Annotated in this window: 24 protein-coding genes, 1 pseudogene and 1 riboswitch; of the genes and pseudogenes, 15 read left to right on the forward strand and 10 right to left on the reverse strand. The window is 35.9% G+C overall.

Annotated features, from left to right (window positions below; genetic code table 11):
• Window positions 1-13 precede the first annotated feature (13 nt).
• Window positions 14-1,183 (reverse strand): annotated as a pseudogene (locus ABDZ63_RS10610) (MalY/PatB family protein).
• 288 nt (window positions 1,184-1,471) lie between these two features.
• Here ABDZ63_RS10610 and yugI point away from each other — a divergent pair.
• From yugI to ABDZ63_RS10625, 3 genes are all read left to right on the forward strand, one after another.
• On the forward strand, window positions 1,472-1,867 hold the full coding sequence (gene yugI, locus ABDZ63_RS10615; protein WP_343783500.1) for a S1 domain-containing post-transcriptional regulator GSP13: 396 nt from the start codon (window positions 1,472-1,474) through the stop codon (window positions 1,865-1,867).
• Window positions 1,868-2,185: 318 nt separating this feature from the next.
• A complete protein-coding gene (locus ABDZ63_RS10620; protein WP_343783501.1) occupies window positions 2,186-3,349 on the forward strand; it encodes an iron-containing alcohol dehydrogenase in 1,164 nt (387 codons plus the stop codon).
• 144 nt (window positions 3,350-3,493) lie between these two features.
• Window positions 3,494-3,922, forward strand: a complete 429-nt coding sequence (locus ABDZ63_RS10625; protein ID WP_343783502.1) for a YugN family protein — start codon at window positions 3,494-3,496, stop codon at window positions 3,920-3,922.
• Here ABDZ63_RS10625 and ABDZ63_RS10630 read toward each other — a convergent pair.
• The 4 genes from ABDZ63_RS10630 to ABDZ63_RS10645 all read right to left on the reverse strand — a co-directional run bounded on the left by ABDZ63_RS10630 (window position 3,911) and on the right by ABDZ63_RS10645 (window position 6,761).
• A complete protein-coding gene (locus tag ABDZ63_RS10630; RefSeq protein ID WP_343783503.1) occupies window positions 3,911-4,915 on the reverse strand; it encodes a potassium channel family protein in 1,005 nt (334 codons plus the stop codon). The two genes, ABDZ63_RS10625 and ABDZ63_RS10630, sit on opposite strands and share 12 nt — an antisense overlap.
• A 114-nt stretch (window positions 4,916-5,029) precedes the next feature.
• Window positions 5,030-5,371 carry a TraR/DksA C4-type zinc finger protein gene (locus ABDZ63_RS10635; RefSeq protein ID WP_343783504.1) on the reverse strand — a complete coding sequence of 114 codons (342 nt, stop codon included), beginning with the start codon at window positions 5,369-5,371 and terminating at the stop codon, window positions 5,030-5,032.
• Between the two features lie 9 nt (window positions 5,372-5,380).
• Window positions 5,381-5,770, reverse strand: a complete 390-nt coding sequence (locus tag ABDZ63_RS10640) for a hotdog fold thioesterase (protein ID WP_343783505.1) — start codon at window positions 5,768-5,770, stop codon at window positions 5,381-5,383.
• A 49-nt stretch (window positions 5,771-5,819) separates the two neighbouring features.
• Window positions 5,820-6,761: a 1,4-dihydroxy-2-naphthoate polyprenyltransferase gene (locus ABDZ63_RS10645; protein ID WP_343783506.1), complete on the reverse strand. Its 942-nt coding sequence runs from the start codon at window positions 6,759-6,761 to the stop codon at window positions 5,820-5,822.
• A 358-nt stretch (window positions 6,762-7,119) separates the two neighbouring features.
• Between ABDZ63_RS10645 and ABDZ63_RS10650 the strand changes: the two genes are divergently transcribed.
• From ABDZ63_RS10650 to ytkD, 9 genes are all read left to right on the forward strand, one after another.
• Window positions 7,120-8,523 carry an isochorismate synthase gene (locus ABDZ63_RS10650; RefSeq protein ID WP_343783508.1) on the forward strand — a complete coding sequence of 468 codons (1,404 nt, stop codon included), beginning with the start codon at window positions 7,120-7,122 and terminating at the stop codon, window positions 8,521-8,523.
• Complete coding sequence (gene menD, locus ABDZ63_RS10655) at window positions 8,510-10,243, forward strand: 2-succinyl-5-enolpyruvyl-6-hydroxy-3-cyclohexene-1-carboxylic-acid synthase (RefSeq protein WP_343783509.1); 1,734 nt, start codon at window positions 8,510-8,512, stop codon at window positions 10,241-10,243. Before ABDZ63_RS10650 ends, menD begins: the two co-directional genes overlap by 14 nt.
• A gap of 1 nt (window position 10,244) precedes the next feature.
• Complete coding sequence (menH, locus tag ABDZ63_RS10660; protein ID WP_343783510.1) at window positions 10,245-11,042, forward strand: 2-succinyl-6-hydroxy-2,4-cyclohexadiene-1-carboxylate synthase; 798 nt, start codon at window positions 10,245-10,247, stop codon at window positions 11,040-11,042.
• Between the two features lie 20 nt (window positions 11,043-11,062).
• Complete coding sequence (menB, locus tag ABDZ63_RS10665; protein ID WP_343783511.1) at window positions 11,063-11,881, forward strand: 1,4-dihydroxy-2-naphthoyl-CoA synthase; 819 nt, start codon at window positions 11,063-11,065, stop codon at window positions 11,879-11,881.
• 169 nt (window positions 11,882-12,050) lie between these two features.
• Window positions 12,051-13,517, forward strand: coding sequence for an o-succinylbenzoate--CoA ligase (locus ABDZ63_RS10670; RefSeq protein WP_343783512.1), 1,467 nt, complete (start codon window positions 12,051-12,053; stop codon window positions 13,515-13,517).
• A 5-nt stretch (window positions 13,518-13,522) separates the two neighbouring features.
• The gene (menC, locus tag ABDZ63_RS10675) at window positions 13,523-14,629 is read left to right on the forward strand and encodes an o-succinylbenzoate synthase (protein WP_343783513.1); all 1,107 of its coding nucleotides are present in this window, start codon (window positions 13,523-13,525) and stop codon (window positions 14,627-14,629) included.
• A gap of 57 nt (window positions 14,630-14,686) precedes the next feature.
• Window positions 14,687-15,022, forward strand: a complete 336-nt coding sequence (locus tag ABDZ63_RS10680; protein ID WP_343783514.1) for a hydrolase — start codon at window positions 14,687-14,689, stop codon at window positions 15,020-15,022.
• Window positions 15,023-15,417: 395 nt separating this feature from the next.
• Window positions 15,418-15,975 (forward strand): hypothetical protein, encoded by a 558-nt coding sequence (locus ABDZ63_RS10685; RefSeq protein ID WP_343783515.1) that lies wholly within the window; start codon window positions 15,418-15,420, stop codon window positions 15,973-15,975.
• Between the two features lie 30 nt (window positions 15,976-16,005).
• Window positions 16,006-16,482: an RNA deprotection pyrophosphohydrolase gene (gene ytkD / locus ABDZ63_RS10690; RefSeq protein ID WP_343783534.1), complete on the forward strand. Its 477-nt coding sequence runs from the start codon at window positions 16,006-16,008 to the stop codon at window positions 16,480-16,482.
• 35 nt (window positions 16,483-16,517) lie between these two features.
• Here the strand turns inward: ytkD and pckA are convergent, their stop codons facing one another.
• On the reverse strand, window positions 16,518-18,110 hold the full coding sequence (gene pckA, locus ABDZ63_RS10695) for a phosphoenolpyruvate carboxykinase (ATP) (RefSeq protein ID WP_343783516.1): 1,593 nt from the start codon (window positions 18,108-18,110) through the stop codon (window positions 16,518-16,520).
• A gap of 179 nt (window positions 18,111-18,289) precedes the next feature.
• Window positions 18,290-18,396, forward strand: a riboswitch (SAM riboswitch).
• Window positions 18,397-18,551: 155 nt separating this feature from the next.
• Between pckA and metK the strand changes: the two genes are divergently transcribed.
• Entirely contained in the window at window positions 18,552-19,754 is a 1,203-nt protein-coding gene (gene metK / locus ABDZ63_RS10700; protein ID WP_343783517.1) for a methionine adenosyltransferase, read from the forward strand.
• 89 nt (window positions 19,755-19,843) lie between these two features.
• On the opposite strand, the gene ABDZ63_RS10705 is transcribed toward metK, so the two are convergent.
• Complete coding sequence (locus tag ABDZ63_RS10705) at window positions 19,844-20,362, reverse strand: gamma carbonic anhydrase (RefSeq protein WP_343783518.1); 519 nt, start codon at window positions 20,360-20,362, stop codon at window positions 19,844-19,846.
• Window positions 20,363-20,610: 248 nt separating this feature from the next.
• On the opposite strand from ABDZ63_RS10705, the gene ABDZ63_RS10710 reads away from it, so the two are divergent.
• Both ABDZ63_RS10710 and ABDZ63_RS10715 read left to right on the forward strand, forming a co-directional pair.
• On the forward strand, window positions 20,611-20,748 hold the full coding sequence (locus tag ABDZ63_RS10710) for a hypothetical protein (RefSeq protein ID WP_343783519.1): 138 nt from the start codon (window positions 20,611-20,613) through the stop codon (window positions 20,746-20,748).
• A gap of 7 nt (window positions 20,749-20,755) precedes the next feature.
• Complete coding sequence (locus ABDZ63_RS10715; RefSeq protein WP_343783520.1) at window positions 20,756-21,826, forward strand: tetraprenyl-beta-curcumene synthase family protein; 1,071 nt, start codon at window positions 20,756-20,758, stop codon at window positions 21,824-21,826.
• Between the two features lie 412 nt (window positions 21,827-22,238).
• On the opposite strand, the gene ABDZ63_RS10720 is transcribed toward ABDZ63_RS10715, so the two are convergent.
• From ABDZ63_RS10720 to mnmL, 3 genes are all read right to left on the reverse strand, one after another.
• Window positions 22,239-22,640, reverse strand: coding sequence for a hypothetical protein (locus tag ABDZ63_RS10720; RefSeq protein ID WP_343783521.1), 402 nt, complete (start codon window positions 22,638-22,640; stop codon window positions 22,239-22,241).
• Between the two features lie 186 nt (window positions 22,641-22,826).
• Window positions 22,827-23,390, reverse strand: coding sequence for a tRNA 5-(aminomethyl)-2-thiouridylate-methyltransferase MnmM (gene mnmM / locus ABDZ63_RS10725; RefSeq protein ID WP_343783522.1), 564 nt, complete (start codon window positions 23,388-23,390; stop codon window positions 22,827-22,829).
• The gene (mnmL, locus tag ABDZ63_RS10730; protein WP_343783523.1) at window positions 23,387-24,346 is read right to left on the reverse strand and encodes a tRNA modification radical SAM protein MnmL/YtqA; all 960 of its coding nucleotides are present in this window, start codon (window positions 24,344-24,346) and stop codon (window positions 23,387-23,389) included. Before mnmL ends, mnmM begins: the two co-directional genes overlap by 4 nt.
• Between the last annotated feature and the right edge of the window lie 242 nt (window positions 24,347-24,588).

Below are 24,588 nucleotides of genomic sequence, written 5' to 3' on the forward strand. Positions count from 1 at the left end.
AAGCGGGTTTAAGTTATTTCCTAGAAAATGATGCAACTAGTCTTTTTACTGCTTCTTCAACTGTTTCAGTGGGTGCAGCGATATTGATGCGCATAAATTGCTCACCTTGTACTTGACCAAATGTAATCCCGTCATTTAAACCGACTTTAGCTTCTTCTTTAAGAATTTTGTCAATTTCTTTGTGGGAGTAGCCTGTTTTAGTGAAATCTAACCATACTAAGTAAGTGCCTTCAGGTTGAATTGGTTTTATTTCAGTGTTATTTAATAATTCACTTTCTAAGTGTTCATAATTTAATTCTAATAAGCTGATTAATTGTTGTAACCATTCATCTCCATATTGATATGTTGCTTCCATTGCAACGTAGGCAAATGTATTTAATAAGCCGAAGCCTTGATTGCTTAACTGTTTTTCTAGTCTTTTCTTTTTTTCTTTATTTGGACTAATGACAAAGGACCCTTGTAAGCCAGCTACATTAAATGTTTTTGAAGGTGCCATTAATGTAAAGGTTAACTCCTTAATATCTTGATTCAAGCTTGCAATAGGAATATGTTTATGGTTACTAAAAATAATATCTGAGTGAATTTCATCTGAAAATAAATATACTTCATATTTGACACACAATTGAGCTAGCTTTTGTAGTTCATCTTCTGTCTACACACGTCCTACAGGATTATGAGGGCTACAGAGGATGAATGCTTTTGCCCCATTTTTAAACTGTTCTTCTAATTGCGCAAAGTTGATCTTATATTGTCCACCTTCATAAAGAAGTGGGTTTTTAATTAATTCTCGCTTATGATTCTGGATAACAGAAAAGAATGGAGGGTATACAGGTGGCTGTATAACAATTTGATCCCCTTCATCTGTAAAGGCCTGAACTAATGCATGTAAAGCAGGGATTACCCCAGGGCTAAAAGTAATTTGATCTGGGTCAATAGAATAATTGTGTCGACGTTTAACCCAATTTTGTATGATTGAAAGTAATTGATTGTCGTGAGTCGTATAACCATAAAGGTTATGTTCTGCACGTTTTATTATAGCTTCCTGCAATTCTTTAGGAGCGGGTAGGTCCATATCGGCAACCCACATTGGTAAAATATCTTCTCGACCAAATAATTTCTCCCTAAAGTCATACTTAGCTGAACGTGTATTTTCACGATTGATCGTCTCTTTAAGTAAGTTCATATCTATTCCCCCTTGAAATTAATCGTACACTTAAATAAGCATAAAAAAAAGGGCAAAGTGAAAAGCACTTTGCCAAAGGGGGAATACGAGAAAGTATTACACTAATAGTTATAACCGATTTACAAAATTATAAACATGTTTTTTAAAAATATTTTTATTTTTTATGGTCAAAATGTAGGGTGTATAAGTTTTGATGGTCATTTATGTGACAAAGTAGTTTTTGAATAAAGAAAATCAGTATGTTAAAATACGTAACGGTATATAGACTAGAATTGGGAGTTGTATAATATGAGTAACGTAATTGAAGAAGGACAAGTTGTTGATGGAAAAGTAACTGGAATCCAACCTTATGGAGCCTTTGTAGAAATTGGAGAAAACCAACAAGGGCTAGTTCATATTTCAGAAATCACTCATGGATTTGTTAAAGATATTAATAATCACTTGAGTGTTGGTGAAGAAGTAAAAGTAAAAGTGATTAATGTTGATGAAGGAAATGGAAAGTTTTCTCTGTCGATTCGTGCTACTGAAAAAAAGCCAAGTGTTCAGTCAAAGCCAAAATCGAAACCGCAACAAAAGCAAGCTATACAGCATAATAACGAAGATGATGGGTTTAATATTCTAAAAGACAAATTAGAAGAGTGGATTGAACAATCAAAAGAGCGCGAACAAACTTATCGTAATTAATTTTTCATTGATTGAAGTGGCCTTGGATCGGTAGTGACCCCCAAAAGCTAGATTTTTACTCTAACTTTTGGGTGCAGCACCATCTTGAGGTCACTTTTATTATGTTAGTGTGTTGATTTAATTGCTTAATCAAAAGGAGCTTCCATGAGATTGGAATCTCCTTTTTGTTTTAATGGCTTCTTATATCCCTATTCAAATTCACGGACAATCCTTAACATGCTTGAAATAACATAGACTCTTTCGAATTATGTATTTCTTTTGCCAATTAAAAGTGATTAATTCATAATGATGGTAGAGGAAGGAAAAGGAGTGTTTAGTATGGAGAATTTTAATTTTCATAACCCAACGAAATTAGTTTTTGGTAGAGGTCAATTAGAGCAATTGCCATCATTAATTCCAGAAGGTGTTAAACGTGTTTTAGTCATTTATGGTGGTGGAAGTATAAAGCGTAATGGAATTTTTACAAATGTCATGAAGAAATTAACTAGCAATGGTTATGAACCGTTTGAATTAGGTGGTGTAGAGCCAAATCCTCGTTTATCTACAGTTAATAAAGGTGCTGACTTATGTAAGGAAAACGGTATTGACTTCTTATTAGCTGTCGGTGGAGGGAGTGTAATTGATTGTGCTAAGACTGTTGCTTCTGCGGCTAAATATGATGGTGATGCGTGGGACTTAGTGACAAAGAAAGTTCATCCTGAAGAAGCGTTACCATTAGGTACGGTGTTAACTTTAGCTGCTACAGGGTCTGAGATGAATACTGGTGCGGTCATTACGAATTGGGAAACAAATGAAAAGTATGGCTGGGGTTCACCACTCTCTTATCCGGTTTTCTCAATTTTAGATCCTGTCCATACATATTCAGTACCAGAAGATCAGACTGTGTACGGGATGGTTGATATGATGAGTCATATTTTAGAGCAGTATTTCCACACACCAACGAATTCTCCGGTTCAAGATCGTATGGCTGAAGGGATTTTACGTTCGATTATTGAAACAGCTCCGAAATTAATGAATAATTTGGAATCGTATGAGCATCGTGAAACCATTATGTATGCTGGTACTATGGCGTTTAATGGTATTTTACAGATGGGATATCGCGGTGATTGGGCAACACACAATATTGAGCATGCTGTTTCAGCAATTTATGATATCCCTCATGCAGGTGGGTTATCGATTATCTTCCCTAACTGGATGAAACATAATTTAAATGTTGATGTAACTCGATTTAAACAATTAGCAACGCGCGTATTTGGTGTTGAGCCTACAGGTAAATCTGATAAGGAAGTCGCTTTAGAAGGCATTGAGCGTTTGAGACAATTTTGGAGTGCTTTAGGTGCACCAACACGCTTAGCTGACTATGATATTGATGATTCTAAACTTGAATTAATGGTTGATCGAGCAATGGCTCGTGGGCCGTTTGGTAACTTCACTAAGCTACATGAAGACGATGTTAGAAGTATTTTACAAATGTCATTATAATTAAGAAATACCCCCCAACCTGTCTAGTTGTATCTAGGCAGTTTTTTCATTCAAAGTCCAACACTAAATGCAGCGATTTTTGTTTACCAGTTCTTTTCTTAAATTAAATTAACAAATGCGTACACACTATGACCAACTAAAATAATGGAAGATGGTGATGATAAAATGAAAGCACTTGATTCAGGAATTGAAAATCAAGCATATTCATTTGAAGATATAGAAAACATATTAAGTCCTTTAGAATTTTCAGTAGGAGGAAATTGGGAATACGATCATGCTTATTTTGATCATAAACTTGAGCGAAATGACGAAGAGTATGCATTTATTCGTATACCTGTCTCGACTGAGATTGGTACAATTGGTGAGAAAAATGCCCAGATAAGAGTAGGAAAACCGTTTCTTTTAGTTCATAGGTTTGAAGCGGGCATTGATCATCAAAGTATTTCAGGAAATGTACAAGCTGGTTTTAACCAGTTCCAAGCACCAGAAGACCCTGATGCTGAAGTGGATGATAGCTATGTACAGCGAGCTGAAGCAGTCATGAAAAAAGTAGATAGAGCCTTATTGCAGTAGCTCTTTTGTTACAATAATTTTATCTTCTGCTTTAAATGTTTGATCTGAAGGTGGGTTGATAACAATTTCGTCGTTACGAATGTAGCCAATTAATAATTTACCGTTTTCTTTTGCTTGATTAGTTAATTGTAATACGGTTTGGTCAACCCACTGATCTTCAACTTTATGAACAATAAACTGTTGTTGAGAAAGTAAAGCCATGATGTATTCAAAAGCTTTCACGTATTCATGTCCTGATAATTCGTGAAAGAAAAGTGTACTTGTTGATTCATTTGTACAAATAACTTCTGTTGCCCCAGCACGCTCAGCATTCAATTTTTGCTTCTCTGTTAAAATTTCGACTAAAATGGGTATACGATGGTTTAATCCTCTTGCGGTAATAATGACAAGAATGGTATGAATATCTGCTTCTCGCTCGACTTTTGATTGATCCGCTGTGACAATAATTTTATTTGCTTTTTCTAAATTGGCAGTTTCCCATGTATGGTCAATAGATGGGTCACCATTAATAAAGTGAACGTTAGTATCATTCACCGGATCTTCTTTAAGTGTTTCATCAATTAAGACGATATCGACCTTTCCTTCATATTGAGTGTCAATTAGGTTAATTAAGTTGCGTGTTCGCTCATTCCAACCGACAATAATATAGTGTTCTTCACCGTGGAAAGCAACTTGGCCACTTTTATAATCCTCTTCTCTTTTAATTGCACCGCTTGAGAGTGTCACCATATAAAAAGTTAATAACCCTCCTCCTGCCAATATTAGTAAGATCGTTAAGAGTTGGCCAAGAGTTGATTGTGGAACGAAATCACCATAACCAACTGTAGCCCCTGTTATAAATGCAAACCAGATCCCCTCAAACGCCGTTTTGAACTCTTTTGGCTCTACTAAATGCATAATGTATCCAAATACCAACATAATCGTGAGAACGGTTAGTAAAAGTCTTAGAAAAATCGGAATTTGAAAATAAATACGAAAAAAACGGTAAATCATCTGATCACCCCTATCTCTCTAATGTTCATTGTTACCTTACTTGAATATTTTTATAAATCTTTCATGAAATAAAAAAAGCATATGAAAATTAATTCACATGCTCTGTAATCTGTTCTATAGTTTAAAACGAGCTGTAGGCATTGCCTCTAACCTTTCATATGGAATTAAATCTCCAGTCTTTTCACAGATTCCATATGTTCCTTGCTCCATCTTTTCTAAGGCGTGATCAATTTCTTTTAATTGTTCCTGAGCTCTAGAATGCATTGCAGTATCTTTTTGTCGTTCGTATAATTCTGTTGCTGAATCTCCAGGATGTTGATCATCTAGTGAATTCAGCTCTCCAACCGATTCTTCTATTAATGCCGGAGCCTCTTCAAACTCCTCGATTTGTTTTACAAGTCGTTTGCGCTCTTCAAGCATTTGTGCTCGAAGTAAACTCCATTGTTCCAAAGACATTATGACACCTCATTTTTTTGTGTGTTCAACGACACCAATCGTACACCGTGAAGTGGAAATTAATTGTTCATTTTCATCGTTAATGCTAATTTCCCAAACCATGGTCATTCGACCGATGTGAACGGGGGTTGCTTTAGCGAATACCATTCCGTCGCGTTTACTTTTAATGTGATTCGCATTAATTTCGATTCCAAATACACTATATTTTTCAGGATCGACATTTAAATAAGCACCTAAACTAGCAGCTGATTCTGCTAAAGCAACAGAAGCCCCACCATGTAAATAGCCTAATGGTTGGTGTACAGTTTCGTTAACTGGCATCGACAAAACAACTTGTTCTTTAGTTGCTTTTTTCACTTCGATATTTAATGTGTTGAACAACGTTTTACTTAAATCCATCGTCATCCTCCTCCATAATGTATACAAGTAACAATGAAGCTATACGATTTTAAAATAGGAATGTTATTAAATGTTCTAATAAGAAACTGACTCCATATAAGAAGCCAAAGATTGTATTCATTTGAGCTGTATATTTCATAGCCGGCATCATTTCTAAAGGTGTATTATTATTTTTAAAGGTTTTGTAAGCATTGATTGCCTTTTTAGCACTTAATAATGTGATGAACGCCCAAATGGGTAATAGTCCAATTGCCATGAAGATCGCAGTAAAAGCAAACGCACTAATAAAAAATAGGGCTAATACACGTATAGCATTTTCCCTACCGACTAAGATCGCTAACGTTTTTCGGCCGTTTTCACGATCTCCTTCAAGGTCACGAATGTTATTAGATAATAAAATCGCACCAATTAAGATGGCAGGTGGTATAGATAATAAAATAATTCCAGAAGTAATAGCTTCAATTTGGATATAATAACTAATACCGATAATGACTGTACCCATAAAAAATCCAGCAAATAACTCCCCAAAAGGTGAGTAGGCAATTGGGTATGGCCCACCAGTGTATAAATAACCAAATAGCATTGAGATCAGTCCGATTACAGCGATCCAAAACGTCGTTTCAATACAAATATAAAAGCCTAAAAGAATAGCGATTCCATAAAAGACGAATGCAAGGTTTCTAACTTGTTTTGGTGGTATACCATCTCTTACAATCGTACCACCAATCCCAACGGAAGCTTCTGTATCTAATCCTTTAACGTAGTCATAATATTCATTGAACATGTTCGTAGCAGCTTGGATTAGCATTGATGCAATTAACATGGCGAAAAATAGGCCGACATGTACTGAAGTATGCATGCTAGCTGCTACTGTTCCAATAAATACAGGAACAAAAGAAGCAGTAAGTGTATGTGGTCGTAACATTCGCCACCACACTTGAAACCCGGGTTTCTCCCCAAGTGCTTCTTGAACTGATTGATCTTTACTCATTCTGTCATCCCTCTCTGTGTATAAACATCTAAAATAAGTTTAGTGAAAGGCTTCACATGTGTCAATGAAAGGAAGTTGTGTAATTCTTGTCGTTTCGTTAAAAAAGTCATAAAATATATATAGGCATCTATACGAATTGATGCTAGCGTTTGTTTTTGTTTTGTTAGAGGCTAAGACATCTTATTTCTAAAGTTGAAAGCTCTTTATAAGTCCGTTGTTGTGATTGAGTCGCTTTCCCGAGTGACGTTATGACTGCCATCAGTCTCAGAGGGGACGTCCCAACTTTTTAACTATGCCTCTAACTTTGTCTAAAGAGCTTGCCAATTGGCAAGAGGTTTTCTTTATTGGAGGATAAAATATGCTTAAAACAGATAGTATTTCAATTAATGATCAGCTAGATGATTTAATAAATAAAATGGATTCAAACGGTCAATTTATCTCGATTGTTCATAAAATAAATCATGTCGACCCAATTTCAGTATTCGCTAGCCGACCTGATTTAAAAGGGGAACGCTATTATTGGACAAGTGCAGATGGACAATTAACGTTCGTCGGTTTAGGGTTTTCAAATCAACTTTACTCTTCACATGCTTCTGATCGTTTTACTGCGATTGAATCAGCGTTACAAAGTCAAAAACATCGTGTATTTCGATCTACTAATGCCCGAATTACAGGAACTGGTCCAGTTTATTTTGGCGGCTTTTCTTTTTTTGATGATGATCATAAGGGTGAATGGAAACACTTTCCGACTAATCATTTTGTTTTGCCTAAACGTTTAGTAACAGTTACTGATCAAGGCTGTTATTTAACGTTAAATATTTGGATTGATCAAAGTCATTCAGTTGATGAAGTACATTCAATTATTGAAAGTGAAATATCCCAAATTGAGTCAGTTGAATCATATGAAGAAAAGTCAATGAAACAAGTGGACTTAAAAAATGAAATGACTTATCAAGAATGGGAACAGTTAATTAATCAGGCTATTCATGAAATCCAATCAACTAAGCTTGATAAAGTTGTATTAGCTCGAGAAATTGAAACCTATTTTAATCAAGATATTCCTATTGAAAAAGTATTGAAAGCATTGAGTGAGCAACAAGAGAGAAGTTATATTTTTATTATGGAAAATGATGATCAGGCTTTCATTGGCGCAACTCCAGAGCGTTTAGTGGAGGTTCATAACAATGAAATTCAATCAGCATGCTTAGCAGGAACGACCTCACGAGGTAGTTCAATGGACGAAGATGAATGGAAGGCCATTCAATTATTAAAAGATGAAAAGAATCTAGAAGAACACCAATATGTCGTTAAAATGATTCAAGAGGCCATTTCACCTTTATGTGATAGTCTGAGAGTTCCAAATCAACCAATGATTCGAAAGTTAAGTAAAATTCAACATTTGTTTACACCGGTAACAGGTTCATTAAAAACAAATGTGACGATATTCGATGCGTTAAAACAGCTTCACCCAACACCCGCTTTAGGAGGTGAGCCTCGCGAGATTGCAATGGAGTTTATTAAGCAACATGAACCTATTGAAAGGGGCTGGTATGCTGCACCAATTGGTTGGTTTGATGATGAGCTTAATGGTGAATTTGCAGTTGCCATTCGCTCAGCTCTTATAACTGGTGAAAAAGCTAATTTGTTTGCTGGTTGTGGTATTGTAGCTGATTCTGAACCAAAAGCAGAGTATGAAGAAACACACTTGAAGTTTTCACCGATGTTAGATGCACTAGGAGGTCACAATCATGACAATGAATGATAACACGTATTATGTTTCGTATTTTGTCGATGAATTGTATCAAAATGGTTTAGAAGATGTTGTGATCTCTCCTGGTTCAAGATCAACCCCTTTAGCCATGTTGTTTGCTGATCACCCTCATCTTAATGATTGGTTACATTTTGATGAGCGCTCAGCAGCTTTTTTTGCTTTAGGAATAGCCAAGGCTAAAAAAAAGCCTGTTGCTTTAGTATGTACATCAGGTACGGCAGCAGCTAACTATTTCCCAGCAATTGTTGAGGCTTATTATAGTCGTGTGCCATTAATTGTGTTAACAGCGGATCGCCCCCATGAATTACGCGATAATGGGGCTCCACAAGCTATTGATCAAGTAAAAATGTATGGTGATTATGTTAAGCATTTTCATGAAATGGCTATACCTGAGGCGAATGATTCTTTATTGAAATATAGTCGCAGACAAGCAAGTCGAGCTTATACTTTAGCCAATAGTTCGAATAAAGGTGTTGTGCAGTTTAATTTCCCATTTAGAGATCCATTAATTCCAGATTTACAGCTCGATGATTTATGGGGAAGACATCATGAGCCATTTTTAAACCATTCAGGTGGTAAAGAAACAGTTTCTAATAATGAAGCGGAAGCTATATTAAATAGTATTAACAAGTACAACCGTGGACTAATCGTTTGTGGAGAATTATCAAGCGAAAGTGAAGTTGAAGCAGTATTAAAACTTGCTAGGGAGTGGAATACACCTGTCTTAGCAGATGTATTAAGTCAACTAAGGCAATTCAATGATGATGATGATGAGTTAGTCATTTCTACATATGATGCTTTGTTAAAGCATGACGATTTTAAAGAACAATATAAACCAGACTTTATTATTCGTTTTGGCTCAATGCCAGTCTCTAAACCGTATTTTCTCTGGTTAATGAATCATGAGCCTGATTTACATATCGTCGTCGATGAACAAAGCGCTTATCGTGAGCCTGCAAATATACGTACTCACTTGGTTTATAGTGAGGTGAATCATTTAGTAGAGGGGTTATTAGCTCAAGGTGAATATAAGAGTGATCAAGACTGGACCAATCAGTGGATTAATCTTGATTCAGAAACAACAGCTATGTTACGTGAATTGACAAAACACGACTTAACAGAGGGGTCAGTTATATCAGTTTTATCTGAATTCCTCCCACATGGCCATACAGTATTTGTAGGTAGTAGTATGCCGATTCGTGATATGGATACATTTTTCTTAAAAAAGCGTAATCGCGTTAATGTAAACGCTAATCGAGGAGCTAATGGTATTGATGGAGTTGTATCCTCAGCATTTGGAATGAGTGCTGCGGGTGAAGAAGTGACATTAGTGATTGGTGATTTGTCATTTTTACATGATTACACCTCACTTTTATTAGGAATTAAGAATCACTTAAAAATACGCATAATTGTCATTAATAACAATGGTGGTGGAATCTTTTCATTCCTTCCCCAATATCAAAATGACCAACATTTTGAAAAGCTATTTGGGACACCATTCAATCCACCGATTAAACACATGGTTGAGTCATTAGGCGTTAACTATCACTCTGTTAATTATAATGAAGAGCTAGCAGGTTTAATTAAACAACCAATCGAACAAATTGAGATCATTGAAGTGAAAACGAATCGTGATGAAAACTTTGAGTGGCATCAGCAAATTAAACAACATGTTCGTAAAATATTGGATGCTCATAAGGATGAGTCGTGATATGTATTATCAAATTAATGACAATCAATATTATGTAGAAGTCCATGGCACAGGTGAACCACTCATTCTATTACACGGATTTACTGGAGCTACAACGACTTGGAATGATGTTCTTGAGCAATATAAGGATAAATATCAAGTGATCATGATTGATTTACCTGGTCATGGCCAAACTAAGGTGAATCAATTATCAGGTCTAAATCAAGCATGTCATGACCTTAAAGAGTTATTTAATCAACTGGGCCTTCCTTCAATTAATTTATTAGGTTATTCAATGGGTGGAAGGACAGCATTACTATTTGCTTTACTTTACCCAGAGTATGTAAAAAAATTAATTTTAGTGGGTGCTTCACCTGGGTTAAAGGAAGAAGAGCAGATGAATCGTCAAAAACAAGATGAGAAGCTAGCAGATTATATTGTGAAAGAAGGCATTGAAACCTTTGTAGATTATTGGCAGTCTATTCCATTGTTCGAAACGCAACAACAATTATCTGCTAGGAAACAAAAACAAGTTAGACAAGAAAGAATGAATCAATCTGAGGACGGATTAGCCCTTTCGTTAAGAACGATGGGAACAGGGTATCAACCTAACCTTTGGGACCATTTATCAAAAATTAATTTACCGATTTTATTAATCGTCGGTCATCTAGACTCGAAATTTGTTAAAATAAATAAAGAGATGGAGAAAAGCCTACCTCATGCACATTTAGAAATCGTAAATGAAACAGGACATGCAGTACATCTGGAAAGTCCTAAGATTTTTGGTAAAATAGTAAGTAGGTTTTTGGACCATACATAATGATTTAAGGAGGTACTTGAATGGCAGTAGAATGGATCGAAGAAAGAAAGTATGAAGAAATTATTTATGAAACATATAATGGTATTGCCAAAATTACCATTAATCGTCCACATAAACGTAATGCATTTACACCTTTAACCGTACAAGAGTTAATTGATGCTTTTGCTTATGCAAGAGATGATTCTAAAGTTGGTGTAATCGTATTAGCGGGTGCTGGCGATGAAGCGTTCTGTGCTGGGGGGGACCAGTCTGTTCGTGGACACGGGGGATATGTTGGGTCTGACCACATTCCACGTTTAAACGTACTAGACTTACAGCGCTTAATTCGCGTAATTCCAAAACCAGTAGTCTCAATGGTCTCAGGTTATGCTATTGGTGGTGGACATGTATTACACGTTATATGTGACCTAACAATTGCAGCTGATAATGCTGTATTTGGACAAACTGGCCCTAAAGTAGGTAGCTTTGATGCGGGGTATGGTGCAGGCTTATTAGCGCGTATAGTTGGTCATAAGAAAGCACGTGAAATTTGGTACTTGTGCCGCCAGTATAGTGCTGAGGAAGCAGAGAAGATGGGGCTTGTTAATACAGTTGTTCCACTCGACAAATTAGAAGAAGAAACGCTCCAGTGGTGTCAAGAAATGCTTGAAAAATCACCAACAGCATTACGTTTCTTAAAGGCTTCATTTAATGCAGATACAGATGGCTTAGCAGGCTTACAACAAATGGGTGGCGATGCGACATTACTTTATTACACGACAGATGAAGCAAAAGAAGGACGCGACTCATTTAAAGAGAAGCGCAATCCTGACTTTGATCAGTTCCCACGCTTCCCATAAGTTTGTGAGAAAAATCGCACCGAGGAATTGGTGCGATTTTTTTAAAAAAAGCCTGATATATTTGTTGAAACATCTTTCCAAAGTGTCGAAACTTGATTTAAATGGTTTCTTAGTACACCTATCACCATAGTATACATAATAGATACATAACAAGAAAGGATCTTTACATATGACTACGATGTTAAACTGGTTAACGAAACGAGCGGAATTATCACCTACTCAAGATGCGGTCGTATTAAAAGATGGGACGACTTATTCATTCGAACAATTAAAAAATCATGCCAAACATATGGCTAAATATTTAATGGACTTAGGTGTGAGTCAAGGAGACCATGTTGCTGTTATTGCAAAAAATAGTTATCGATTTTTAATAACTGTTCATGCTTTAAATTATGTAGGGGCTGTGAGTTTTTTAATTAATACACGTTTAACGAATCAAGAAATCGATTTTCAGCTAAAAGATGGTCAGGTTAAATATTTATTATTTGATGAAAACTTAAAACAACAAATCAGTGAATTAGATCATCAAGGTATTCAACTTACTAACATACACCAGTGCCCATTAGAAGTAGCGGACATTAGTCAAGTGGAAGATGAAATAAATTTAAATAACAAGTCCCATATTTTATATACGTCAGGGACAACCGGAGAGCCTAAAGGTGTACAACTAACTTATAACAATCATTGGTGGAGTGCGAATGCGTCTTTATTGAACTTAGGTTTATATGCTTATGACCGTTGGCTATTAAGTTTACCGATGTTTCATGTTGGTGGATTATCAATTGTTTATCGGAGTGTAATCTACGGGATTCCGATTCATCTTCATGAAACATTTGATGTCGAAGCGATTCATCATGATTTAACTGAACGAAATGTTACGATTGTTTCAGTTGTTACTGTTATGTTAGAACAACTATTAGAACGATTAGGTGAAGAGCGTTACCCAGATCATTTTCGCTGTATGTTATTAGGCGGTGGGCCAGCTCCTAAAGGCTTATTAGAACAAGCAAAAGAAAAAGCCGTACCTGTTTATCAATCGTATGGAATGACTGAGACGGCTTCACAATTTTGTACTTTAGACAATGCCAATGCGCTAACAAAGATTGGTTCAGCTGGAAAGCCACTTTTTACAAATCAATTAAAAATTGTCCATAATGAAACAGAGTTACCTCCACATGAAGTGGGTGAAATAGTTGTAAAAGGTCCAACAGTGACAATGGGTTATTATAAACGAGATGATGAGAACGATAAAACATTACAAAATGGTTGGCTTAAAACGGGTGACTTAGGCTATTTTGATGATGAAGGATTTTTGTATGTTGTAGACAGAAGAAAAGACTTAGTGATCTCAGGTGGTGAGAATGTATATCCTGCTGAGATTGAAAGTGTATTAAAGTCTCATCCTAAAGTAAAAGATGCAGGTGTTGTTGGACAAAGTGATGACAAATGGGGGCAAGTGCCTGTTGCATTTATTGTTCCAAAAAGCTCAATTGATTTTGTTGAACTCGAGGAATTTTGTTCTAGCCAACTCGCTAAGTATAAAGTTCCTAAAGGTTGGCATAAGATCGATGTGCTTCCTCGTAACGCGTCAAAGAAATTATTGCGTCATCAATTAGTTAAGCAATTAGGAGAGTGAGAGTGTTGGACTTAAAAGAAGTTGTTGTTCGTCAAGTAGCGATGAAATTGAAAAAGCCGTTTCAAACCGTTAATGGTTTAGTTGTTGTAAGAGATACACTAATTATTGAAGCCTATGATCATAATGGAAATGTTGGATATGGTGAATGTGTTGCGTTCGCTGATCCATTTTATACACCGGAAACAACGACTACAGCTTGGGATATGCTTAAATATTTCTTGCTACCAGTATTAAATAAAAGTAAACTGCAACACCCTAGTGAGGTACATGAGATTTTCAAGAGTGTACAAGGGCACCAAATGGCTAAATCAGGAATCGAAACAGCCTTGTGGGATTTATATGCCAAACAGCAGAAAGAAAGCTTAAAAGAAATTATTGGTGGTAAATATGATGAGGTTGAAAGTGGCGTTGTTTTGTCTTTAACTGATGATTTGGAGAAACAAGCAAAAGAATTTAGTAAAAAAGGCTACAAACGATTTAAATTAAAGGTTCAAAAAGGAAAAGAAAGAGAAACGATTGAAAAAGCAAGGCAATATATTGGTGATGTGCCTATTATGTTTGATGGTAATGGAACATATGGGCCAGAAGACATGCTACATTTAAAAAATTTAGATGATCTTAACTTACACATGATCGAACAGCCTTTTAGACAAGATGATTTCTATTATCACCACCAACTACAAAAAGAGATGAATACATATATTTGCTTAGATGAGACTGTGAAATCTGAGCACGATGCTTTTCAGGCTATTGAATTAAATTCAGCAGATTGTATTAATGTCAAATTAGGACGTGTTGGCGGTTATCAAGTCGCTTTAGATATCCATAATTTTGCTAAAGTAGCTAATATGCCGTTATGGTGTGGAGGCATGTTAGAAACAGGTATAGGAAGAGCACATAATGTTATTTTAGCCTCACTTGAACAATTTCAATTGCCAGGTGATTTATCTGAATCTGAACGATACTGGGAAGAAGACATTATTGACCAACCCTTTAAAGTAAAGAATGGAAAAGTGAAAGTCCCAACTAAACCAGGTATAGGTGTGAAAGTTAATGAAAAACGATTAGATGAAAGAACGGTAAGGCAATTTGAATTTGCAATGACTTCATAAGCATCAATTGCATAAATTCAATCCCTCTATGCCACATTAAGTGTAGAGGTGGGATGAATGGATAAAAGAAAATTTTATATCAGTGTCGAATCTGGTGAAATCTCTGAGTATAAAGCTGGAGATAATGATGATTTCATTATATACGGAGACCCAGATGAGATTATTGCACTTAGAGAATGTATGGATAATTTAAAAGGAGCTGAAGGTGGAACAGGCTTTAGGGCTATTATTCCTTTTAGAGAATACCATAATGACGATGAAAATGACCTTTATGATTATCAATTAATGAAAAGTTATAAGATGATTTATAATTTAGGAGACGATACGACAAAACGTCATATTGAAACGATGCCATTTTTTGGTGAGTTCAATAAAATCTCTGATGATCAGTAATGGTGTGTGATCTGTAAAAAAGGACAATTTTAAAGGTGACGCCGATTTTAGTTAAGGCGTCACCTTTTTGGTTTGGTTAAGAAGGGCTTTCTCTTTAAAATAAAAAGGTTTGGACAGAAGAACTTTTACAATGGAAAATTTGAATTAATTGAAATGTGACGTGTAAATTACCCGCTACGGAAATATACTCCGCTTTCCTTCATTTATACTTGAATAATTAGAACTAACAACCCACCATATTTAAATACACGATCATACTATAGTGTTCTATGAGGCTAGAGTTATTTTTCGAAGATTCTATTAAATGTTTAATTGGGGTCTAATAGAGGAATAATAGTCATATAGATAATAAAAATACTTAACTTGATCTGTTATAGAGGAAGGTGGTTTTGATTATGAAACAATTGGTCTATTTATTGGTCGTGTCAATCATGATGTTTATCATTACGATTTCTCATAGTCAATTAAGTGCAGCACCAGCTATGTTTACTGTTTCTGAACAACAATCCCACCAAAGTCTCTTAATTCAAAAAGAACAAATTAACATAGATGAAAGTATAAACCATCAATTGTCACATGAGGATATTGTTGGCGTCATGGATCAATTCATGGAACAACTTGTGCAAGAAACGAAAGAGGATTATGAAGTCATTCAATATGACTCAGTTGAACAGTTAAAAGACAGTTTCTCTGAATTTGCCTCTAGTCGTGTAACTGAACTGTTTGTTGATGATTATTATTATGAAGAGCAAGGCAACCTTTATATTATCCCAACGGCAACACCACCATGGTTCATTGACGGTGTAGAATATGAGCAAAAGAAAGTCGAGTCTGGACATTACTTAATAAAACAAGAAAATGTAACTGATTTTGATGGTGAATACACAATAATTATTGAACTACAATTGAAGGATGGAAACCAACCGTATATAATGGACATACAATATGAGTAGGAATAAAAATTGATAAAGGAACGTGTTCGAGTGGAAGTATTTAAAGACTACTATCATAATACAGTTAAGTTCGTTATGAATAAACAATATTTTTCAGAGCACCCGAAACATGTATGGATCATTGCAAAATATAATGACCAGTGGTTACTGACGCAGCATAAAAATAGAGGGATTGAGTTTCCTGGTGGAAAAGTTGAACTAAATGAAAGTCCTGAAGAAGCGGCTAAACGAGAAGTCTATGAAGAAACAGGTGGACTGGTTGAGCAGTTAGATTTTATCGGGCAATATTATGTTGATGGTAAGGGTGGAGACATTGTTAAAAATGTTTATTTTGCACAAGTTTCACATTTAGAAGAGAAGTCGCATTATTATGAAACAGAAGGGCCTGTTTTGTTAGATTTAATCCCTGAGGATGTTAAAAGTGATTCAAATTATAGCTTTATGATGAAAGATCAAGTATTGAAAATTGCTGTTCAAGAAGTGGAAAAAAGGAGTATGCGTAATTAAAAACCGTGTAGGGTATGCCTACACGGTTTTATTGGTTAATTTTTAAACGAAGGGCCTGCTGCGACAATCTCTTTAGGCACATCATTAAATTTATTGAAGTTTTCGTGGAACTTATCCGCTAATTCTTTAGCTTTTAGGTCGTATGCATCTTGGTCTTCCCAAGTTTTCTTAGGGTTAAGTACATCACTTGGAACACCAGGGCATGTCGTTGGCATATATAAACCGAAAAACTTATCTTGATTAAAATCAACGTTATTAAGCTCACCTTCAAGTGCTGCATGAACCATGGATCTTGTGTGGCTTAATTTCATTCTTGAGCCTTCACCATATGAACCACCAGTCCATCCTGTGTTAACAAGGAATACTTGCACATCATGTTGGTCAATTTTTTCACCTAACATTTTTGCATATGTTGCAGCTGGTAATGGTAAAAATGGTGAACCAAAGCAAGTGGAGAATGTCGCTTCCGGTTCTGTTATTCCTCGCTCAGTACCTGCTAGCTTACTGGTATATCCGCTTAAGAAATGATACATGGCTTGCTCTTTCGTTAATTTACTAATTGGTGGTAATACGCCGAAAGCATCTGCTGTTAGGAACACAATTGTGTTAGGGTGACCAGCAATACTTGGTTTAATAATATTATCAATATGATCAATTGCATAAGCTGCTCTTGTGTTTTCCGTTAAGCTAGTATCATCATAATCTGGAAGTCTTGAATCCTCTTTAACGACTACATTTTCTAATACAGAACCAAACCGAATGGCGTTATAGATTTGAGGTTCTTTTTCTTCAGATAAGTTGACACATTTAGCATAGCATCCTCCTTCAATATTGAAGACACCGTTTTGTGACCAACCATGTTCATCATCACCAATTAAACGACGATTTTCATCTGCTGATAAAGTTGTTTTTCCTGTTCCTGATAAACCAAAAAACAAAGCAACGTCACCTTCTTCACCAACATTTGCTGAACAGTGCATTGAAAGAACATCACTTTTTTGTGGTAACATATAATTCATGACAGAGAAAATCGACTTTTTAATTTCTCCAGCATACTCTGTTCCACCAATCAAGACTATTCGATGTTTAAATGATACAATAATAAATGTTTCTGAGTTTGTACCGTCTACAGATGGGTCCGCTTTAAAGTGCGGTGCAGAAATCACCGTGAAATCTGTCTCATGATTTTTAAGTTCTTCGTCTGTAGGTCGAATGAATAATTGATTTGCAAATAAATTATGCCAAGCAAATTGTGTAACAATCTTAATCGATAGGCGGTGCTTTTCGTCTGCACCGGCAAAACCACGGAAGGAGAACAATTCACCTTGTTCTGATAAGTAATCTGTCACTTTTTGAAGTAAGTTATTGAATTTGTCTTCACTGATTGGTTGATTGACTTCTCCCCAATCAACTTGATTTTTTGTTTCTTCATCTTCAACAATAAATTTATCTTTAGGAGAACGGCCGGTATAATGGCCTGTAGTTGCTCGTACTGCGCCTGTAGAAGTAAGAATTCCTTCATCTCTTGATAGAATTTTTTCGACTAGCTCTGCAACAGGTAAATTTTCTTGCACTGTATCAAATTTCGCTAGTTTTGAGACAAGTGTGTCCACATTGATTGTCTTCATATTTAGATCACCCTTTTACATTTGTATTTATAGATATTCCTTTATGTTTAAGTCAGTTAATAGTATAACACATTTATTTAAATAAACCATACTATTAATAAAATTTTCATAAATAATAAAAGAAGGCGAAAGTTGACACGTTTTGCCCTTCACGTTATTATAATGCAGAAACGGTATATCTCTTATCCAGAGTAAGTGGAGGGAACAGGCCCAATGAAGCTCGGCAACCATCACATCATGTGACAGGTGCTTATCCTGATGCAAGGTACTCCTTGGACGATAAGAGTGAAAGGCAGTTAAAACCTTTCCCTTGTCTACATGGGAAAGGTTTTTTAATGCACATTAATAAACAAAATGAGTTCGTTTAAATAAAAGTAGTGAAATGCTTTTTGCTAGGGTATGAGATCCGTTCAATTTATTAATTAGGGAGGATACATTTTTATGACGAATCAACGTCGACTATTTACGTCTGAATCCGTCACAGAAGGACACCCAGATAAAATGTGTGACCAAATCTCAGATGCTATTTTAGATGAAATTCTAACACGAGATCCAAATGCTCGTGTAGCTTGTGAAACAACGATTACAACAGGTTTAGTATTAGTATCAGGGGAAATCTCAACTTCGACTTATGTGGATATTCCGACAATTATTCGTGATACGGTTAAGGAAATCGGCTATACTCGAGCTAAGTACGGATTTGATTATGAGACTTGCGCTGTCTTAACTTCAATTGATGAGCAATCACCAGACATTGCACAAGGGGTTAATGAAGCATTTGAGAAGCGAGAAGGCCAAATGTCAGATGATGAAATTGAAGCCATTGGTGCAGGTGACCAAGGTTTAATGTTTGGTTATGCAAGTAATGAGACAGAGGAATTAATGCCTTTGCCGATCTCATTGTCTCATAAATTATCAAAACGTCTAGCTGATGTACGTAAAACAGAAGTATTGCCGTATTTACGTCCAGATGGTAAAACCCAGGTGACAATTGAATATGATGATAATGGTAACGCTGAGCGAGTTGATACCGTAGTTATTTCAACACAACACCACCCTGATATTGACTTAGAACAAATTAAGTCCGATCTAATGGAACACGTTATTCTTCCAGTTGTTTCTAATGAACTAATAGATGATCACACTAAATTCTTTATAAATCCAACTGGCCGTTTTGTAATTGGTGGTCCTCAAGGTGATGCTGGGTTAACAGGTCGTAAAATAATCGTTGATACGTATGGTGGTTATGCTCGCCATGGTGGTGGAGCATTTAGTGGTAAAGATGCTACTAAAGTTGACCGTTCAGCTGCTTATGCTGCAAGATATGTTGCTAAAAATATTGTTGCAGCAGGATTAGCTGACCAATGTGAAGTACAACTAGCTTATGCAATCGGTGTTGCAAGGCCTGTTTCTATTTCGGTTAATACATTTGGTACAGGTAAAGTTTCTGAAGAACGTTTAGTTGAAGCGGTTCGTGAAACATTTGATTTACGTCCAGCTGGTATAATTGAAATGTTAGATTTAAGACGTCCGGTTTATAAGAAGACAGCTGCTTACGGCCATTTTGGTCGTACGGACGAAGACTTCACATGGGAGCGTACTGACCGAGCTGAACAATTAAAACAAATAATTGGTATCGAATAATAAAAGAAGCTTTGTATGTCCAGGTTTAGGACATACAAAGCTTTTTACTTTAGCTAGATTAATAACTACATCTAGTAAACAGGCTTCACTTAACGGTTTTGTTGTTCTTCTTTATAAACTTGACCTTTATCAACATATGTTTGCCGGATACGGTTCATTTCTTTAAGGTCTTCTTCAGTGATCTCACGAATGACTTTAGCAGGCCTACCAAACGCTAAGCTATTTGGTGGGATCTTCTTACCTGGTGGAACTAAGCTTCCTGCTCCAATGAAAGCATTCTCGCCAATTTCAACTCCATCTAATACAGTAGCCCCCATTCCGATAAGAGCATTCTCTCTTATTACACAAGAATGTAGCATGACTTGATGTCCTACTGTTACACCATCTTCAATAATTAAAGGTTGATTTGGACTTTGGTGGAGCATACTTTGGTCTTGGATATTAACATTTTGACCTATTTTAGTGGGTGAAACATCACCACGTATAACCGTTTTAAACCAAATACTACTATGTGCTCCAATCGTCACATCACCCGTAATTACGACATCCTCAGATATGTAAGCAGAAGCATCAATAGTTGGGTATTGTCCTTTATAAGGTAGTATCATTGTTGACCTCCTAAATGAATAATATGGTAAGATAATTATAACAAAATTCAAGGACATTTTGTTATGGGAGGAGAATATATGTTAGTGAGAGAGAGTGATGCTTTCAAAGCCGTTATTGTGTTAATACATGGGGCGTTCATATAGCGTTTAACAAAATTGCGGATTATAAAGAAGTCCCAACATTAATTTTACAGGCTAAAGAAGATCATTTAGTCCCTGTTGAACGTGTGGAAAATTGGTTTTAGAAATTGCCCATAAAAGATAAAGAGCTGCAAATTTGGCAAAGCTTATATTATGAAGTGTTTAATGAACAAGAGCGTGATGACGTTATGAAGCAAGCGTTAAAGTTTATAAAACAACAGGTAATTATAAAACAGGAGGGCTAATACTTTTATGAAGATTCCTAATTCACTGTCGCAAGTTCTAGCAACCTGTTATAAAGATTTATTTCCACAAGTGAATAACATGTTATCGAAATGGCGAGATTATGCAAATCAAATCCCTAACGAAGAGTTAAGAACACAAGCTTTAGCAAGTATTGATTCGAAAACGTTCCACTGTGAAGGTGGTTCGATCTATGCCACACTTGCCAGAGAAAAATGGCAAAAAGCGATTGATTTTATCGTTTCATACCAGACGATTAGCGATTACCTTGATAATTTATGTGATCGGAGCCAATCACTAGACCCTGTCGATTTTAGGCAATTACACCAAGCACAATTAGATGCGATTCGAATAGAGCCTGAAATTGATCAAGTTAATTATTATAAGTATCGTGATGATCAAGATGACCAAGGGTATTTGAAAAGTTTAGTGCTAGAATGCCAAAGAATAATAAAACAAATCCCTAATTATGACCAAATCCAACCTTATATCGAACGCTTAGCATCTTTATATGTTGATTTACAAGTTCATAAACACGTTGTTGAACATGAGCGCGTCTATCGATTAACTGAATGGTTTGAACATGAAAATGAGGATGAAGATTTAAGGTGGTACGAATTCTCTGCAGCCACTGGTTCTACGTTAGGTGTATTTTGTTTAATTTCGTACGGGTTAGCTAATGAACAACATGGTCGTGTCATACAAGAAGCATTCTTCCCATCTTTGCAAGGATTACATATATTGTTAGATTACTTCATTGACCAACATGAAGATGAGGTTGAAGGCGATTTAAATTTTGTTAATTATTATCAAGATGAAAATGAAAAACTAGAACGAATGGCTCAAATGATCAAGCAAGCCAGACAGAACTTGACTAATATACCAGATCAAAACTTTCACCAACTCATCGTAGACGGGCTTGTTGGCCTATACTTATCAGACCCTAAAGTTAAACAAATCAAAACCTCTGACAATGCGATAAAATATTTACTACAAAGTGCAGGTTGGCGAGCGAAAATCGTTTATTGGAACGGAAAGGCTTATCGAAAATTTAAAAGCTATAAATCTAAATCAGCGTAGTATTAACTGAGTCGTGAGAGCTACTAAAGAGGGGGTAGTCAAGGGGGGGACAAAGGTGTAATATGTCCTTTTGAAATTTACTGGTCATTTGAAACGTTACTCAATAACGACATGATATAACTACTGAGGTTGGAGTTTTTCATTTGAGTTGTTGGGTTGTGGTGAGCGAAGGTGGCGACTCCAGGTTGATTAATATTTTCATGCATCCGCTAAAACCTAAAAGCGTCCTGTTCGCTACTCGGAGGCCACCACACCCTTATGAAAGTACACCCTTAGCCTGTGATTACTCGCTGTACAGAACCTATTGTAGCCACCATCGACACTAGAGAAGTCCAGGTCGCCTTAATGCTTGTACCAAAAGTGATTCACAATAACATTAACTAAGCCTTAACTGGGAGACATTGGATATAATCTATAAGCTTAATTCCTTAACTGTAATAGCTCTTGAGCGTTTTTCTTTTTTACAACCTGAGAATTCATCTTCATTTACTAAATCTAACTTCATTGCAGATTCTAGCTTTTCTGTATCTGGAAGTTTAACTTGTAAAATAAAATCTTCTAAATTTAAATCTTCTAATTTTTGAATTGTCTTTTCATCGTCGTATTTAATAGAAGATCGAATCGTGCGCTGTACTTTATATTTCCCAATTTTAACTTCACCCTTCTCCTCTTCTCCAAACTGTTCATCTAAGTAGCTATGGATTTGTTTTTTGATTTGATTCAAGTCTTTTTCGATCTCTTTTTTCTCGGTGCTTAAATCATAGTATTTTTTTAATAACTCTTCTGTTAGTTTCTCCTCGTTTGAATTGGCCATCTTCATTCCCCCAGTCTATTGTGGTTAGTAAATTTATATGAGACTGGATCGCATTTATGCAATAGACTTATAATACATAGATTCTTCCTGAGTAAAAAAGTCTATGTTTTATAAGAATTTAGGTAAAAAAACATCAGGAACACCTGATTAGTAGGCTGTCTGTGACTAGTTATATCACTATTAATTCTATTTTTTATAGATTGCTACAACAAAAGGGGCTTTTTCGCTACGATTCACCATTTGATACTTTACAATATCGACTTCTTTAGCTGGTTTGTTTTTAAGATAATTAAGCAGTTCGTCTTTTTCAATTTGCCCAGTTTCATGCCCAGGATAAATGACAATAACAATCAGTCGCTCTTTCTTAAGCAGCTTTAACAATCCTTCAATTGCTTGAATTGTCGTGTTAGCCGTCGTCGTAATCGATTGGTCACTACCTGGTAAGAAACCTAGGTTAAAGATTACTCCACCAATGTTTTTTATATCACGTTTGTTTAACTCTTCATAGGCATGTTCATGACCTTGTAAAATAGTTGTGACATGCTGAACATCGTGTTGATTAAATAGTTGTTGAGCTTGTTCGAGCGCTTGTTTTTGAACATCGAATGCAAAAATATGCCCATCACGCCCTACTAATTCGCTCAACATTAGACTATCATGTCCATTACCTAATGTCGCATCGACTACAACTTCACTTTGTTTTACTGAATCGTATAATAGCTGGTGAGCATATGGGATGATTTGTTTCATGATTGCGTCAGCTCCAATGATTGATCATGTTTACCTTGCCAGCTGAATCGACGCTTGAATTCGGCATCGATTTCGTTAAGAATATTGAACTTGTCCATACTCCACATCGGCCCTACCATTAGTTCAATTGGACCATCCCCGGTAATTCGGTGGACAATCATTTCAGGAGGTAACACTTCTAATTGGTCAACAACTAATTGAATATATTCATCTTTTGTAAGGAATTTAACGAGTCCTTTTTCATACTGCTTAATCATCGGTGTATTTTTTAATAAGTGTAATAAATGTATTTTGATCCCTTGTACATCCATTTGTGATACGATCTTAGCTGTTTCAAGCATCATGTCATAATCTTCGCCGGGTAGCCCATTAATAATGTGCGAACAAACTCGAATATTATGTTTTCTTAATTTATTAACACCTTCGTAATAACAATCTAAATCGTGAGCCCGATTAATGAGCTGACTCGTCTTTTCATGTGCTGTTTGTAATCCGAGTTCAACCCATAAATAAGCGCGTTCATTCAGTTCTTTTAAATATTCAACGACATCATCTGGCAAGCAATCAGGTCTTGTCCCGATTGATAACCCAATGACACCTTCTTGTTTAAGCACTGTTTCAAATTTCTCTCTTAACTCTTCAACCGGAGCATGAGTATTTGTGAAAGCTTGGAAATACGCCATATATTTACCGTTCTTCCATTTATCATGCATGTTGTTTTTAATAGTATGAAATTGTACTTTTAAATCTTCCGAACGATCACCCGCGAAGTCGCCACTACCAGCTGCTGAACAAAACGTACAGCCTCCATAAGCAACTGTACCATCACGATTCGGACAATCAAAGCCTCCATCTAAAGCAACTTTAAATACTTTATGTCCAAATGTTTGTTTTAAATGATAATTCCATGAGTGATACCGTTTATGATCAAAAGAATACGGAAAAGGGTTTTGCATAGTTAGACTCCTTAATACTTAGATTCATTTATTTAATTTTAACACGTTAATAAGAAGGATTGTCATATTAAGGTGTCGAATAAAATATTAAATTTATAAATTATAATATTGCGTCGAATAGTGTCGTTTATTTGTTATAATATACCTAAGTATAATGTTCTAGGTACTTGAGTTTTATTAAACAGTGTTAATAATATTAGTATTAAGTTAAGTTTTTTTTAAGAAGGTTGGTGGTTAGGTGG

The organism is Alkalibacillus silvisoli, assembly GCF_039521975.1.
Lineage (GTDB): Bacteria > Bacillota > Bacilli > Bacillales > Alkalibacillaceae > Alkalibacillus > Alkalibacillus silvisoli.